The organism is Allobosea sp. 117 (assembly GCF_000702305.1).
Lineage (GTDB): Bacteria > Pseudomonadota > Alphaproteobacteria > Rhizobiales > Xanthobacteraceae > Ancylobacter.
Map to the genome: position 1 here is coordinate 360,917 of NZ_JNLC01000010.1, position 15,240 is coordinate 376,156.

General features: G+C 67.4%; 15 protein-coding genes. 9 read left to right on the forward strand and 6 right to left on the reverse strand.

What is annotated here, in order from left to right:
• The first annotated feature begins 30 nt into the window (after positions 1 to 30).
• The 5 genes from soxC to U742_RS0103725 all read left to right on the forward strand — a co-directional run bounded on the left by soxC (position 31) and on the right by U742_RS0103725 (position 4,288).
• A complete protein-coding gene (gene soxC / locus U742_RS0103705) occupies positions 31 to 1,317 on the forward strand; it encodes a sulfite dehydrogenase (RefSeq protein ID WP_029350171.1) in 1,287 nt (428 codons plus the stop codon).
• Complete coding sequence (locus tag U742_RS0103710) at positions 1,301 to 1,984, forward strand: c-type cytochrome (protein ID WP_029350173.1); 684 nt, start codon at positions 1,301 to 1,303, stop codon at positions 1,982 to 1,984. Before soxC ends, U742_RS0103710 begins: the two co-directional genes overlap by 17 nt.
• Positions 1,985 to 2,055: 71 nt before the next feature.
• Positions 2,056 to 2,574 carry a DsrE family protein gene (locus U742_RS0103715; RefSeq protein ID WP_156034120.1) on the forward strand — a complete coding sequence of 173 codons (519 nt, stop codon included), beginning with the start codon at positions 2,056 to 2,058 and terminating at the stop codon, positions 2,572 to 2,574.
• Between the two features lie 3 nt (positions 2,575 to 2,577).
• Positions 2,578 to 3,852: an FCSD flavin-binding domain-containing protein gene (locus tag U742_RS0103720; RefSeq protein WP_029350176.1), complete on the forward strand. Its 1,275-nt coding sequence runs from the start codon at positions 2,578 to 2,580 to the stop codon at positions 3,850 to 3,852.
• Positions 3,853 to 3,892: 40 nt separating this feature from the next.
• Positions 3,893 to 4,288, forward strand: coding sequence for a CBS domain-containing protein (locus U742_RS0103725; protein ID WP_156034121.1), 396 nt, complete (start codon positions 3,893 to 3,895; stop codon positions 4,286 to 4,288).
• Between the two features lie 177 nt (positions 4,289 to 4,465).
• On the opposite strand, the gene U742_RS0103730 is transcribed toward U742_RS0103725, so the two are convergent.
• Both U742_RS0103730 and U742_RS0103735 read right to left on the reverse strand, forming a co-directional pair.
• Complete coding sequence (locus U742_RS0103730) at positions 4,466 to 4,966, reverse strand: GNAT family N-acetyltransferase (protein ID WP_029350180.1); 501 nt, start codon at positions 4,964 to 4,966, stop codon at positions 4,466 to 4,468.
• Entirely contained in the window at positions 4,960 to 5,232 is a 273-nt protein-coding gene (locus U742_RS0103735) for a YjhX family toxin (RefSeq protein ID WP_029350183.1), read from the reverse strand. The genes U742_RS0103730 and U742_RS0103735 overlap by 7 nt, the downstream gene beginning before the upstream one ends.
• Before the next feature lie 382 nt (positions 5,233 to 5,614).
• Between U742_RS0103735 and U742_RS0103740 the strand changes: the two genes are divergently transcribed.
• The 4 genes from U742_RS0103740 (at position 5,615) to U742_RS0103755 (ending at position 10,974) form a co-directional block, all read left to right on the forward strand.
• Positions 5,615 to 6,829: a CaiB/BaiF CoA transferase family protein gene (locus U742_RS0103740; RefSeq protein WP_029350185.1), complete on the forward strand. Its 1,215-nt coding sequence runs from the start codon at positions 5,615 to 5,617 to the stop codon at positions 6,827 to 6,829.
• Between the two features lie 141 nt (positions 6,830 to 6,970).
• Positions 6,971 to 8,644: a SulP family inorganic anion transporter gene (locus U742_RS0103745; RefSeq protein WP_029350186.1), complete on the forward strand. Its 1,674-nt coding sequence runs from the start codon at positions 6,971 to 6,973 to the stop codon at positions 8,642 to 8,644.
• A gap of 119 nt (positions 8,645 to 8,763) precedes the next feature.
• Entirely contained in the window at positions 8,764 to 9,186 is a 423-nt protein-coding gene (locus tag U742_RS22425; RefSeq protein ID WP_051660837.1) for a cupin domain-containing protein, read from the forward strand.
• Positions 9,187 to 9,228: 42 nt separating this feature from the next.
• On the forward strand, positions 9,229 to 10,974 hold the full coding sequence (locus U742_RS0103755) for a CocE/NonD family hydrolase (RefSeq protein WP_038360411.1): 1,746 nt from the start codon (positions 9,229 to 9,231) through the stop codon (positions 10,972 to 10,974).
• Positions 10,975 to 11,017: 43 nt separating this feature from the next.
• Here the strand turns inward: U742_RS0103755 and U742_RS0103760 are convergent, their stop codons facing one another.
• Genes U742_RS0103760 through U742_RS0103775 form a run of 4 tightly spaced genes read right to left on the reverse strand, consistent with a single transcriptional unit; the run spans position 11,018 to position 15,239 of the window.
• Positions 11,018 to 11,422, reverse strand: a complete 405-nt coding sequence (locus U742_RS0103760) for a cupin domain-containing protein (protein ID WP_029350192.1) — start codon at positions 11,420 to 11,422, stop codon at positions 11,018 to 11,020.
• A gap of 30 nt (positions 11,423 to 11,452) precedes the next feature.
• The gene (locus tag U742_RS0103765) at positions 11,453 to 12,616 is read right to left on the reverse strand and encodes an alpha/beta hydrolase family protein (protein WP_029350193.1); all 1,164 of its coding nucleotides are present in this window, start codon (positions 12,614 to 12,616) and stop codon (positions 11,453 to 11,455) included.
• 8 nt (positions 12,617 to 12,624) lie between these two features.
• On the reverse strand, positions 12,625 to 13,725 hold the full coding sequence (locus tag U742_RS0103770) for an Ldh family oxidoreductase (protein WP_051660839.1): 1,101 nt from the start codon (positions 13,723 to 13,725) through the stop codon (positions 12,625 to 12,627).
• Complete coding sequence (locus U742_RS0103775) at positions 13,725 to 15,239, reverse strand: tripartite tricarboxylate transporter permease (protein WP_029350197.1); 1,515 nt, start codon at positions 15,237 to 15,239, stop codon at positions 13,725 to 13,727. Before U742_RS0103775 ends, U742_RS0103770 begins: the two co-directional genes overlap by 1 nt.
• Position 15,240: the final 1 nt, after the last annotated feature.

Consider the following 15,240-nt stretch of genomic DNA (forward strand, 5'->3'; position numbering starts at 1 on the left):
CGAATTCAAATATCCATCCGGGAGGATGCGATGAGTGAAGCCAAGCCGGGAGCCCGGATCGATCGCCGCCGCTTTCTCAATCTCGCGGGCCTTGCCGGCGCGGGAGCGGGGGTGGTTGCCGCCGGCGTGCGGCCGGCCGCAGCCGGCTCGACCCCCGATCCCGACATCGTCAACATTCCGAACTGGACGCAGGCGCTCGGCGCGGGCGTGAACAACCATCCCTATGGCGTGCCTTCGCCCTTCGAGAAGGACATCGTGCGCCGTGAGGTCACCTGGCTGACGGCGAGCAGCGAGAGCTCAGTGAGCTTCACCCCGCTCTATGCGCTCGACGGCATCATCACGCCGAACGGCCTGTGCTTTGTGCGCCACCATGGCGGCGAGGCGGAGATCGATCCCGCCCGACACCGTCTCATGATCCATGGCATGGTCGACCGGCCGCTGGTGTTCACCATGGAGGACATCAAGCGCATGCCGGGCCGGACCAACCGCGCCTATTTCCTGGAATGCGCCGCCAATAGCGGCATGGAGTGGCGCGGCGCGCAATTGAACGGCTGCCAGTACACCCACGGCATGATCCACAACGTCGTCTATACGGGCGTGCCGCTGCGCGCTTTCCTGGAGGCGGCCGGCGTGAAGCCCAAAGGCAAGTGGCTGCTGGCCGAGGGGGCCGACGCCTCGGCCATGACGCGCTCGATTCCGATCGAGAAGGCGATGGACGATTGCCTCGTGGCCTGGGCGATGAACGGCGAGGCGCTGCGACCCGAGCAGGGCTATCCGCTGCGTCTCGTCGTGCCGGGCTGGGAAGGCAATATGTGGATCAAATGGCTGCGCCGCGTCGAGATCGGTGACCAGCCCTGGGGTCAGCGCGAGGAGACTTCCAAATACACCGACCTCCTGGCGGACGGCCGCTCGCGCCGCTTCACCTTCGTCATGGACGCTAAGTCGGTGGTGACGAACCCGAGCCCGCAGGCGCCGCTGCGCGCCAGGGGACCGAATGTGGTCTCCGGCATCGCCTGGTCCGGGCGTGGCACGATCACCCGCGTCGACGTCTCGCTGGACGGCGGCAAGAACTGGACGACCGCCCGCATCGAAGGGCCGGCGCTGCCGCGCTCCATGACGCGCTTCTATCTCGATTTCGACTGGAACGGCGAGGAACTGCTGGTCCAGTCCCGCGCCATGGACGACACGGGCTATGTGCAGCCGACCAAGGCGGAACTGCGCGCCGTGCGCGGCTCGAATTCGATCTACCACAACAACGGCATCCAGACCTGGCTGGTGCGGAGCAACGGGGAGGCCGAGAATGTCGAGGTCAGCTAGGCTCGGTTTCGTCGCGGCGACCTTGTTCGCGGCTTGTGCAGCGGGGCTCGGTGCCGCTTCGGCCGACACGATCAGGCTCGGCCGCCCCGCGCTGCCCGAGGAGATCAAGGCCTGGGACATCGACGTACGGCCCGACGGCATGGGCCTGCCCGAAGGCAAGGGTTCCGTCGCGCAAGGCGAGGAACTGTTCCAGAACAACTGCGCCATGTGCCACGGCGAGTTCGGCGAAGGCGTCGGGCGGTGGCCGGTGCTGGCCGGTGGACAGGGAACGCTGAAATCGGAGCGGCCGGAGAAGACGATCGGCTCGTTCTGGCCCTATGCCTCCACGGTCTACGACTACGTGCATCGCGCCATGCCCTTCGGCGCCGCGCAGACCCTTCAGCCGGACGAGGTTTATGCCATCGTCGCCTATCTGCTCTATCTCAACGACGTCGTTCCGGAAGACTATGTCCTGTCGAAGGAGAACTTCCCGAAGGTCGAGCTGCCCAACCAGGGCAAGTTCTACGACGATGACCGGGAGACGACGGAGAAGGCCTTCTGGAAGAAGAATCCCTGCATGAAGGACTGCAAGGGCAAAGTCGAGATCACCAACCATGCCGCCATTCTCGACGTCACGCCTGATGAGGCCGGCGAGGAGGGCGACAAGCCGGCCGGCGCCGTCGAGTGACCGGTAGACGGCAGGAACAAGCGGCGGTCGACGATACGGTCGGAACAACAATGACCGATGAGGAGGAAGACATGCCCGAACTTAACCGCCGGTCTTTGGTGGCCGGCCTTGCCGCCGGCGGCGTCGCACTCGCCGCGGCGGAGCGTGCGAGAGCGGCACCGGCACAGATCGAGCTCGACGACATCAAGAAGGATGCCGAGGTCGCCTGCCTCTATCATTGCGACTACGGCGACACCGAGCGTTTCGCCCAGACCCTCAACAACATCGGCAACCACTACTCGGTCTATGGGGCGGATCCCTTTGCCCTGCAGATCGTGCTGGTGGTGCATGCCGGCGGCATCAAGTTCTTCCTCGAGAATCTGGATGGCACGATGTGGGCGGACGAGAAGCTGCCGCCCGAGCTTTTCGCCCGCGCCGAGGCGATCGCCAAGAACGGGCTCAAGGTCTATCTCTGCGAAATCACCTTCAAGCGGAACAAGCTCGACCTGTCGCGCGCGAAGCAGGCCGACTTCATTTCCTTCGTACCCTCGGGCGTGGCCACCTGCGCGGCTCTCCAGGGCAAGGGCTTCGCTTATATGAAGGTCGGATGAGCGATGGCGGCGGCCCTCAGCCGTCGCGCCCTGCTGGGCGGGCTCGCGCTGGGCGCGCTCGCCATGCCGGCAGTGGCGCGGGCGGCGACGCCGAGGGTGGCGATCGTCGGGGCCGGCTTCGGTGGCGCGGCGCTCGCGAGTGAGCTGGCGTCGGGATCAGGCGGCGTGCTCGATGTCGTGCTGGTCGAGCCGGAGCCGGGATATGTCGCCCTCTGCCGCTCTAATCTGGTGCTGGGGGGCATCGCCGCCGCGGACTCGATCCGGTTCGGCTATGACGAACTCGCCCGCCGCGCCGGCATCCGGCTCGTGCGGGCCCGCGCCGCGCGGATCGACGCGGATCGCCGCGCGGTCCGGCTGGAGGACGGGACGGCGTTGCCCTACGACGCGGCGGCGATGGCGCCGGGTATCGCCCTCGACTATGCGAGCGTTCCCGGGTGGGGCCGCGCGGCGAGCGAACGGATGCCGCACGGCTGGATCGGCCGTGCGCAGTTCGAGCTGCTCGATCGGCAGCTTGCCGCCGTGCCGGATGGCGGCCTGATCGTCATCCTGCCGCCGCCCGATCCCTCGCGCTGCCCGCCGGCGCCCTATGAGCGGGCCTCGATGATGGCGCATCGGCTGCGCGCCACCGGACGCGGCGACTGCCGGATCGTGATCCTCGATTCGAAGGAGCGCTTCGCCAAGATGGCGCTTTTTCTCGAAGGCTGGGAGCGCTACTATCCCGGCATGATCGAGTGGCTGCCGCCATCGATCCATGAAGGGATCGAGGAGGTCGATCCCGCCACCATGACGGTGCGGACCGGTTTCGGCGTTTATCGCAACTGCGCGCTGGTAAACGTGATCCCCGCCCAGACCGCCGGCATCGTCGCCCTCGAATCCGGGCTCACCGACCAGACCGGCTTCTGCCCGGTCCGGCCCGAGGACATGGGGTCGGTCCTCGCCCGCGACGTTCTTGTCCTCGGCGATGCGGCACAAGTGAGCCCGATGCCGAAATCGGCTTCCGCTGCGGCGAGCCAGTCGGCCGTCGTGGCAGCCGCGCTGCGCTCCCGCCTGCTCGGCGCGGACCTCGTCATCGCCTCCTATTCGAGCACCTGCTGGAGCCTGCTCGCTCCCGGCGACAGCGTCACCACCACCGGCGACTACGCAGTGGAAATGGCCAGGATGACCGAGGTCAGAAGTTATATTTCAAGCCTGACGGATACGCCCTTGCTGCGTCACAATAACGCTGATGATTATGACGCATGGTTTAGCGAAATTACAGGTCGTATATTCAGCCAATAATGCGAGGCGTATGATAGATAAGTCCTCATGAGGCGCATTTATGAGTGAATTTAACCTGTATTCGAGAGATGTAAGGCCGACGATAACGGTCCCGGAATGCGCGACGATTGAACAGACCGCGTCGCTGATGAGTTTCGCGGGCCTTCCGGCTGTTGTCCTCGCAGGGGCCGATGGTCATCCGATCGGAGTGCTGGGACGGACGGAACTCGTCGCAGCCATCGCCGCCGGAGCGCACCACCCGACCGCGCTCGCAGAGGCGAGCCTCAGCCTGAACGCGTATCCGCAGATCGACTGCGACGCATCGCCCGGCGCTGTCCTGCGCCTCGCGCTCGGCCGCGGCTGTGAAACGGTGATGTTCACCAAGGCAGGCAAAATCGTCGGTTTTCTCGATCTGGTCGACATCCTCGCGGCGGTGGGGAGCGCGCCGCCGTACTAGCCATAGACGCGGGCTATCTCATATCGAGAGGCCGCGTTTTTCCGATTCCGGAGCTTTCCGGGATCCGCCTTGTTGGGGACAAGGCGGTATTGGGCGCGGCCTTGGCCGCGCCCATTTTTATGCCGCTCGCCCGTTGCCGCGACGAACGGCCGGGCCGCACCTTGTCGCCGACCTCCCTCACCCCTGCTGGTCCAGGCCGAATGCCGGGTGATGGATCAGTTCCCCGCGCGGCTCGATGCCGTCGAAGGGCAAGGCCTGAACCACCTCGGGAGGACAGCCGGCTACGTGAAGGCCGGGGAAAGCTCGGAAACCGAACCGGCCGTAATAGGCAGGGTCGCCTACCAGCGCCGCGCCACGGCTGGTCGCCCGCAGTCGGCGGAGGGCCTCTGCCATCAGGGCCGTGCCGATGCCCTGCCTATGCCTCGACGGCAAAACGACGAGCGGGCCGATCAGCCCCCAGCCGCCCTGCGTCCCGATCCGTGCCGCCGAGGCGGCAAGATAGCCGATCACTTCGCCCTTCTCCTCGGCCACGAGTGAGAGGACAAGCGCGCCCTCTTCCCGTAGCGCCTCGACGATGCGCGCCTCGGTTCCGGTGGATTGCGGAAGCAGCAGGAGGGCTTCGGTGACAAGCCGGCTGATCGCCGGGATGTCGTCGGCCGTTTCATCGCGGATCAGCATGCCATGCCCCCCTGATTGTCGAGCTGCGCGCGGACGACAATGCGGCCGCGTTTCGAAATCCGATATGGGCAGCCCGACCGGGATTCGATCAGCCGTTTCCGCCGCAATCGGTTGAAGACGGTCAGGTCGAAGTCCGCAAGGATCATCGCCTCGCGCGTGACGCATGTGACCGACGTGATTTTGGGGCCGTCGCCACGTTCGTGGAGAATGCGGCCACCAAGAGCCAGAACGTGCAGCGCACGTTGCTCATCTCGTGAGATGTTCATGGAATGCTCGTATGACAGACGTGAAAAAACACCCCGGATGCGCTGCACCCGGCGGCTCTGAATTCACGAGGCTCTCTGAGATTCAGAGAGCCTTGTCACACAAGCTCTGACATCCAGTCTCCAGTCGGCACGCGGCGAGCATTGTCGCCGCGCACCTTGCCAATAGAGGGGGCGCGTGCCCCTGACAATCGGAAAAGCGGCCACGGGCGGCTGGCCTCGGGCGCCGGTCTGATGCGCTATCTACCAGTCCAGTGGCGCGACGCTGCATCATCATTACGATGGCGTCATCGATCCGTCGTCCGGCAATCTTGCCTTCCCCTATGCGCCCTCCGATCGCGATGTCGGCCCTGTCCACGAGCCCCCTCACGGAAAGCGAGCCATCATGGAAACGCCCGCCCGCGTCCTGCCCGAAGGCGCCCTTTCGGACCTCAAGGTGATCGAGCTCGGCTCGATGCTGGCCGGCCCTTTCGTCGGCTCGATGCTGGCGGATTTCGGCGCCTGCGTCGTCAAGATCGAGAAGCCGGGCAAGCCTGATCCCCTGCGCGAATGGCCGCCGCACAAGGACGGCGTCGCGCTCTGGTGGAAGACGACGGCGCGCAACAAGCACGCCGTCACGCTCGACATCTCGCGGCCCGAGGCGCGGGAGCTGGCGTTGCGCCTGATCGGCGAGAGCGACATCGTCATCGAGAATTTCCGTCCCGGCACGCTGGAGCGCTGGGGTCTGGATCCGGCTGAGCTCGCCAAGAGCTTTCCGCGCATCGTCTGGGTGCGCGTCAGCGGCTGGGGCCAGACCGGTCCCAATCGCGAGCAGGGCGGCTATGCCACCATCGCCGAGGCCTTCTCGGGCCTCGCCTCCTTCACCGGCTACCCCGACAAGGGGCCGACCGTCTCCGCCTTTCCGATGGGCGACTACCTCGCGGGTGTCTTCGGCGCCTTCGGCGCGCTGGCGGCGATCCACCGGCGCGAGCGCAGCGGCCGCGGCCAGATGGTCGATCTCGCCCTGTACGAGCCGCTCCTGCGCATCATCGAATCGGTCGTCGTCCGCTACGACCAGACCGGGCAGAAGAAGCCGCTGCTCGGCAACCAGATGGAAGAGGACGTGCCGCGCAACGTCTACGCCACGGCCGATGGCGGTGCGATCGCGATCAGTTGTGGTTCGCAGCACATCTATGAGGGCCTGGTCGACGCCATGGAGCGGCCCGACCTGAAGACGGATCCGCGCTTCGCCACCATGGCCGACCGCGTCATGCACCGAGACGCGATCGACGGTGAGGTGGCGGCATGGCTCAGAACCCAGCCTACCGCGCTCGCGCTGGAGAAGCTCGTCGCCAACAAGGTGGTCGCGGGCAAGATCAACGACATCGCCGACGTGATGGGTGACGCCCATGTCGCTGCGCGCGAGGCCATCCGCACCCTGGTCGACGAGACGCTCGGCCCGATCCGGATGCCCGCGCCCGCGCCGAAGCTCAGCGATACGCCCGGCGACATCCGCTGGGCGGGCCGCGACCCCGGCGCATCCAATGACGAGGTGTTCGGTGGCTGGCTGGGTCTCTCGCCGGACGAGATCGCGGATCTGAAACGCATCCGGATCATTTGAGCGGTAGGTGGCAAGCTCCACGCTGCCCGCAAAGGCCCGTGGAAGGGCGCCTTGCGGGAGACCGCCTTGCGGAATGACCGGGCCCCACGAGTAAAAGCGTGAGCCCGCCTGTGGTATGACTATCGGCCACAGGAGTGGCCCATGCGTGCCGGTCTTCCGTTTCTGAAGGGGTTTGCCGGGTTCAGGGCGGCGTGGATACGAAGCGACATTCCGGCGGGTCTGGCCATCGCCACCGTCGCGGTGCCGAGCGCGATCGCCTATCCCGCGATCGCCGGCCTTCCCGCGGAAGTCGGCATCTATTCGAGCCTGTTCCCGCTGATCGGTTATGCCCTTTTCGGGCCGTCGCGGCAGCTCATCGTCGGACCGGATGCGGCAACGATGACGGTGCTCGCCGCGGTGCTCACCACGATGTCCGCCACGGGCGGGCCGGAGCGGGTGGTCGGCGCCTCGCTGCTCGCACTCGCCGTCGGCATCATGTGCCTGCTCGCCGGCAGGCTCCGCTTCGGAGTGGTCGCCGCCTTCCTGTCGAAGCCGATCCTGCTCGGCTTCATCAGCGGCGTCTCCATCTCGATCCTGGTCGGCCAGATCGGCCGCTTCACCGGGCTGAAGATCGAGGCCGAAGGCCTCCTCACGCCGATTATCGAGCTGGTCGCCAAGGCCGGGGCCATCCACTGGCCCTCCGTCGCCCTCGGCGGTGCGCTGCTCGCCCTGCTGCTGCTGCTCGGACGCTGGAAATCGCCCATCCCGGGACCGCTGGTGGTCGTCACCGTCGCGGTGCTCGCCTCATGGGCCTTCGGCTTCGAGGCGATGGGCATCAAGGTGGTGGGACCGATACCCGAGGGGTTTCCGGTGCCCTCTTTTCCCTTCGACGCCAATCTGTCGATCCGGGAGACGCTGCTCGGAGCCGCCGCCGTGTGGCTGGTCAGCTTCGGCTCGGGCATCGTGGCCGCGCGCAGCTTCGGCGCCCGCGGCAAGTTCGACGTGGATCCCGATGCCGAGCTCGCCGGGCTTGGCGCGGCGAACATCGCTTCGAGCCTGTTCAGCGGCTTTCCGGTGACGGTCTCGGATTCCCGCACCGCCGTGAACCTTTCCGTGGGCGGGCGCTCGCAGCTCGCCGGCATCGTCGCCGCGCTCAGCCTGGCGGCCATGCTGCTCTACCTCAACGACGCGCTGCGCATCCTGCCGGTCCCGGCGCTCGGCGCGATCCTCGTCGCCGCCGCGCTGAGCCTCATCGACCTGCGCGGCTTCGCCGAGCTCTGGCGCATCAGCCGGATGGAGTTCGCCTTCGCGCTGATCGCCATGTGGGGCGCGCTCAGCCTCGGCGTGCTGAACGGTGTGATCGTGGCGGTCGCCGCCACCCTCGCTTATGTGCTGCTGAAGGAGATGCGCCCGCGTGACGCGCTGCTCGGGCGCATCCCGGGACGGCGCGGCTTCTACAAGCTGCACCGGGCGCCGGCGGCACGGCCGCTGCCGGGCGTCGCGGTGTGCATGATCCAGGGCAGCCTGCTGTTCTTCAACGTCGACTATGTGCGCGAGCGGCTGAGGACGATCGCGACCGAGCTTCCCGCCGGCACCAGATGGTTCATCCTCGATGCCAGCGCCATCGCACAGGTGGATTCCACGGCCGCCACCATGCTGGACGAAGCGCGCGAGGACCTCGCCGAGCGCGGCATCAGGCTCGGCATAGCGGAACTTCACAAGGAGCCGACGGAAATCCTCCAACGCTCCGGCGTGCTCGGGAAGATTGGCGGGTCGATGATATTCGAGGATCTGGAAGATATCGTTCCCGCCCTTGAGCGGAGCGGCGGCCCGTAGCCGGGGAGACCCTTCCGAGCCGCGGCAGCCATTAGAAAAGGCGCGGGTCCCCTATTAGATTTTGTCATTTCCGTCGCCAGGGAACTCCCCGTCTAATCGCGCGTCGGGAGGAACGGAAAATGACGCATATCAGTGTCAACTCGGCCGGGCGGCCTCCGGCCGCGCGAACGCAGGGTGCGCATCGCGCGCTCAGGGGCGAGTACCTGTTTCGGCTCACCGACATCAATCACATACTCGGCGGCCCCGACTATTCGTCGGCCAACGGCTCCTGCGTCGAAGGCGACCGGATGATGGTGGCGCTGATGACCATGCCCAGCGGCACCGGCGCCGAGCCGCATTCGCATCCCAACGAGCAGTGGATCTATGTGCTGCAGGGGCTGATGCGCATGACCATCGACGGCGTGCAGGTCGACGCCGGGCCCGGCATGGCGGTCTACATCCCCTCGAACGCGCTGCATGAGGCGCAGGCCGCCGGCGAGACGGACGCGGTCTTCTTCACCGTCAAGGACACGACCCACTCGCTGCACGGCATCAAGGCCTGACGGCCCGATCGCGCACACCTGTGCGAAGCGGAATCGGAGCTCATGAAGCATCTGACGGAAGACCCGCAGCATCGCGTCGAGGATCGCGACGGGATGCGGGTGGAATGGAACGCCCCGATCCGCGCGCGCGACGGGCTGATCCTCCGTGCCGACATATTCCGCCCGCTGGCGGATGGCGCGTTTCCCGTGCTGCTGTCCTACGGACCCTACGGCAAGGGTCTCGCCTTTCAGGAGGGCTACCCGTCCGCCTGGAACGCGATGGCGGCCAAGCATCCCGACGTGGTGGCGGGCTCCTCGAACCTCTACCAGAACTGGGAGGTCGCCGACCCGGAGAAATGGGTGCCGGACGGCTATGTCCTCGTGCGGGTCGACAGCCGCGGCTGCGGGCGCTCGCCGGGCTACGTCTCGCATTTCTCGCCGGAGGAGACCGACGACCTCTACGACTGCATCGAATGGGCGGCGAGCCAGCCCTGGAGCAGCGGCAAGGTCGGGCTGTCGGGTGTCAGCTATTACGGCATCAACCAGTGGCACGTCGCCTCGCTGCGGCCGCCCTCGCTGGCGGCGATGTGTGTCTGGGAAGGCGCCGCCGACAGCTACCGCGACATGACCCACCATGGCGGCATACTCTCCACCTTCTGGGCCAACTGGTACGACATCCAGGTGAAGTCGGTGCAGCACGGGCTCGGCGAACGCGGCCCGCGCTCGCGCGTCACCGGCGAGACCGTCTGCGGCCCCGAGACGCTCGATGAGGCCGAACTGGCGCGCAACCGCTGCGACTATGGCGGCGATATCCGCTCCCATCCGCTCGACGACGACTATCACCGCGTCCGCACCGGCCGGTTCGACGAGATCACCGTGCCGTTGCTCTCGGCCGGCAATTGGGGCGGGCAGGGGCTGCATCTGCGCGGCAATGTCGAGGGCTATATCCGCTCGGAATCGACGCAGAAATGGCTGGAGCTGCACGGGCTCGAACACTGGACAGAATACTACACCGACTATGGCGTGCGCCTGCAGAAGCAGTTCTTCGGGCATTTCCTGAAAGGCGAGGACACCGGCTGGACGGCGCGCAAGCCGGTGATCCTCAAGGTGCGCCATGTCGACGGCTTCGAGGAGCGCGAGGAAGCCGCCTGGCCGCTGCCCTCGACCGAGTGGACGCGGCTGTATCTCGACTTCGCAGGAAGGTACCTGTCAGCCGATCCGGTGCCGAACGCCGAGCCGCTGTCGTTTGACGCGCTCGGCGAGGGCGTAACCTTCCTCTCCGCGCCCTTTGAGCGTGACACCGAGTTCACCGGCCCCAGCGCCGCCGGGCTACGGGTCTCGTCCTCGACCAGCGACGCCGACCTGTTCCTCGTCCTCCGGCTCTACGACCCGTCGGGCGAGGAGAAGGTGTTCATGGGCGCCATCGATCCGCATGCACCATTGACCATGGGCTGGCTGCGCGCCTCGCACCGCAGGCTCGATCCGGCGCTCAGCACGCCGTGGCGGCCCTATCATACCCATGACGAGGAATGGAAGCTCACGTCGGGCGAGGCGGTCGATCTCGACGTCGAACTCTGGCCGACCTCGATCGTCGTTCCCGCCGGCTGGCGCATCGGCCTGACGGTGAAGGGCTGCGACTATGTCACGTCGCGTCCGACCGGCGCCCGGCTCGGCCATTTCCGCAACGAGATGACCGGCTGCGGGCCGTTCCTGCACGACGATCCGGATAACCGCCCGGCCGATGTGTTCGGCGGCACCACGACGCTGCACGGCGCCGCCTCGATATTGCTGCCGCGCATTCCGCGGTGAGGCTGCGGCGCGCCGCTCTGGAGGCGAGCGGCGCGCGATGCCGTCAGGAGGCCTTCAGCCCCTCGAAATAGGCGGCGTCTGCCGGCCGCTGCTTCCAGTGCGGGTTGCCGCGCCAGTCTATATGGCGGGAGACCATGTCCTCGCCGTAGCGGATACGGAAAAGCAGCGTGCGCTGCGGCCCGTTCTCATATTCGTGCAGCTCGCCGGGCGGATGCACCACGAAGGCGCCGGGCACGATATCCACGGTGCGCTCCGGGGTCTTCATCACGCCGCCGCCGGAGAAGCAGAAATAGATCTCGGTCGCCTGCGGGTGGCAATGATAGGGGCTGATCTGTCCGGCTTCCCAGCAGGCGACGGTGTAATCGCCGCCGCCGATATGGCCGAGGATCTTCTCGACATGCTCGGTCGTGCTGAAGCGCTGTTCCTCGACCAGGTTGAAGACGTCCATCGTCAGTTCTCCGTTGGGCATTGATATGGGTCAGGCGAAGAGCTTGTCCTCGAACCAGCTCCACATGGTCGCGGCGCCAAAGGCGAGATAGTCGCGCTGGCAGTGCTGGGCGCCGCCCTCCTCGCCGGTGAAGACGCGCAGGGTCTTGTCGGAGGAGCCGCAGGCCTCGTAGAGCGCCACCGCGTCGGCCAGCGGCACCTGCTCGTCGTCTTCGCCATGGGTGACGAGGAACGGGCAGCGCATCTGCTGCACCACGCCGTCGAGTCGGTAGGGCTCGAGGCTGCGCAACGCCTCGTCGAGGCTGTCGACGCCGAGGATCCACATGATGTGATGCCCCGGCACCGACATCGAGGCGTTGAAATGCGCCTCGATGCGGCGCTTCCACACGGCGTGATAGTCCCAGATCGCACCCCAGGCGACGCAGGCGGCGAAGCGCGGCTCCATCGAGGCGCAGCGCGGCGCGTAATAGCCGCCGAGGCTGATGGCGACCACGCCGATGCGCTTCGGGTCGACGTCGGCGCGGGTCTCCAGATAGTCGATGCAGGCGCTGCCGGCGGCCTCGTAATCGTGGCGCAGATGATAGCCGCGGAAACGGATCGCCTCGCCGGTGCCGGGGCCGTCCATCACCAGCACGGAAATGCCGCGCTTGATCAGGTCCGGCACGCCGCAGACGAACTGGATCTCCTTGGTGACGTCGAGCCCGTCGAAGAACACCACGCAGGGCGTGCGCGGTCCGCGCGCGTTCTGGGCGGGCACGAAATAGCCGGGCAGGCTGCCGCCCTCGAACGGCACCTCGACGATCTCGATGCCGAGATCCCCGAGCTCGGCGAAGCGGTGGAAGCAGTCGACCCCGGCGCGGTAGGCGTCGAGCGCGGCCTCGTCCTTCGGCGCGCGGAAGCGCTCGCCCATCTGGTAGTACTGGCAGGCCCGGAGATAAAAGGCGGCGGCCGAGACCTTGTGGCCGGTCGTCTCGAAGCTCTGCCCGCGCGCCCGCACCTCGTCGCCGAGATCGCGAAACGCCTCGAACCACGCCTCGTCGTCGCTGGCCGCCTTACCCTGCAGCCGGCGGCCGGCCTTGTGCAATTCACTGATGTCGGTGCCGCCATAGGGCGTTCGGCCCAGCATGTTGATGAAGGCGGCCGACCAGCGGTAGTTGCCGGGGAAATACATGAAATATCGAGGTGCATCGGACATCGCGGTTCCTAGTTCTCGTCGCGGTCGAAAGGGCCGAGGGCGGGGACGCCGAGGCGGGCGCCGAGCGCGTTCAGTCGCTCCAGCAGACCCGGTTCGATCGGCACCCCGTGCGCCAGATGATCGGCGCGCAGCGCCGCGCGCCGCTCGCCCGGCCAGCGGACCCGTGCGCCGCGCGCAAGCGGCTTCGCGGCGGCGACGTCGGCGAGATGTCGGGCGACGGCGGCCTCGAAGAGGTCACGCGGCATGAAGCGGGCCGGATCGACGGCGATGACCGTCTGTCCGGCATTGGCGGGCGCGGTGGCCGCTTCATCGAAGCGGCGCACCTCCCGCCCGAAGGCGGCGCCGTTCATGACGCCTGCGAGCAGCCCGATCGCCATGGCGAGGCCGCTGCCCTTGTGGTCCCCGATCGGCGCCAGCAGCCCCTCGGCGATACGGGCGGGATCGGTCAGCGGCGCGCCGTCGCGCCGGTCGATCATCCAGCCGGCCGGAATGGCTTCGCCGCGCAGCGCCCTGGCCTTGATCGCGCCGAACGACCCGACCGAGGTGGCGATGTCGATCAGGAACGGCGCATCGTCGCCGGCGGGAATGCCGATCGCCAGCGGGTTGGTGCCGAGCAGCGGCTCGGCGGCGCCCCAGGGCGCCATGTGGTTGGCGCCCGAGACGGCCGCATAGATTCCGACCATGCCCTGCGCCGGCGGCAGCGCGGCATAGACCGAGCCGGCCCCCGCATGGTTGGAGTGGTGGGTGCCAACCCAGCCGACGCCGGTCTCGCGGGCGATCGTGATCGCCGCGCGGGCGGCTTCCGCGACGGCGAGATGGCCGAGGCCGTTGTCGCCGTCGACATGGGCGACCGCGCCGTGCCGCTCGACCCTGATCGACGGGTTCGGGTTGACCAGCCCCTTTTCGAAGGCGACGACATATTCCGGTAGTCTAAATACGCCGTGTGTCGGCACTCCGGTGAAATCGGCCTCGACGATCAGCGCGGCGGCGGCGCCGGCGTCGTGCGCCGGCAGCCCGCAGGCCGCCAGCACGCCCGACGCGAAATCGGCGAGGGTGGATGCCGCGACCCGCGTCGCGGTCCGCCCCCGCATGTCGGCGGCCAGCCCCATCAGGGCTGCTCCTGGAACGCTTCGTTGCGCCCGCGCTTGATCTGCGGGGACAGCACCACCGCCAGTATGACCGCGGCGGTGATCAGCATGGCGCAGCTCAGCGGGCGCTCGAAGAACACCAGCGGATCGCCGCGCGAGAGCAGCATGGCGCGGCGCAGCGTCTCCTCCAGCATCGGGCCGAGCACGAAGCCGAGCGCGAGCGGCGCCGGCTCGCAGCCGATCTTGGCGAAGACATAGCCGAGGACGCCGAAGCCGGCGGCGAGCACCACGTCGAAGGTGCTGTTGTTGACGCTGTAGACGCCGATGCTGCTGAACAGGAGGATGGCGGGGAAGAGCAGCCGGTAGGGCACCTTGAGCAGCTTCACCCAGATGCCGATCAGCGGCAGGTTGATGACGATCAGCATCAGGTTGCCGATCCACATCGAGGCGATCATGCCCCAGAACAGGTCAGGGCGCTGCTCCAGCACCTGCGGGCCGGGGCGCACGCCGTGGATCATCAAAGCCCCGACCATGACGGCCATAACCGGGTTCGGCGGTATGCCCAGCGTCAGCATCGGAATGAAGGAGGTCTGCGCGCCGGCGTTGTTGGCCGATTCCGGCGCGGCGACGCCCTCCACCGCGCCCTTGCCGAAGCGGGACGGGTCGCGGGCAAGCTTGCGCTCGATCGCATAGGCGGTGAACGACGACAGGATCGCCCCGCCGCCCGGCAGCACGCCGAGCACGCAGCCGAGCCCGGTGCCGCGCAGCACGGCCGGCCAGGCACGGCGGAAATCGTCGCGGCTCGGCCAGAGCCGGGTGATCTTCTGGTTCAGCACCGAGACGGTCTGTGCGTCCTCGCCGGCTTCGAGGCTGGCGATGATGCTGCCGAGGCCGAATACCCCGACCGCGATGGTGACGAAGTCGAGCCCCTCATAGAGCTCGGGCGAACCGAAGGTGAAGCGCTGGATGCCGGTCGGCACGTCGGTGCCGACGAGGCCGAGCAGCAGGCCGATGATGGTCATCGCCAGCGCCTTGAAGATGGCGCCGCGCGCCATCACCACGGCGGCGATCAGGCCGAGCACCATCAGCGAGAAATATTCGGCGGCGCCGAATGTGAGCGCCAGCCGCGTCAGCGGCAGGATCATCGCCGCGATGACCAGCGTCGCCACCGTGCCGGCGAAGAAGGAGCCGAGCCCGGCAATGGCGAGCGCGGCTCCCGCGCGCCCCTGACGCGCCATCTGGTGACCGTCGAGGCAGGTCACCACGGCCGAGCTTTCGCCCGGCAGGTTGACGAGGATCGCGGTGGTCGAGCCGCCATACTGTGCGCCGTAATAGATGCCGGCGAGCATGATAAGCGCGGTCACCGGCTCGAGGTGGAAGGTGATCGGCAGCAGCATGGAGAGGGTGGCGAGCGGCCCGAGGCCGGGCAGCACGCCGATCAGCGTCCCGATCAGGCAGCCGAGCAATGCGAAGGCCAGGTTTTCGGGCTGAGCCGCGACCGACAGTCCGAAGCCGATGTGGGAAAGCAGCTCCACG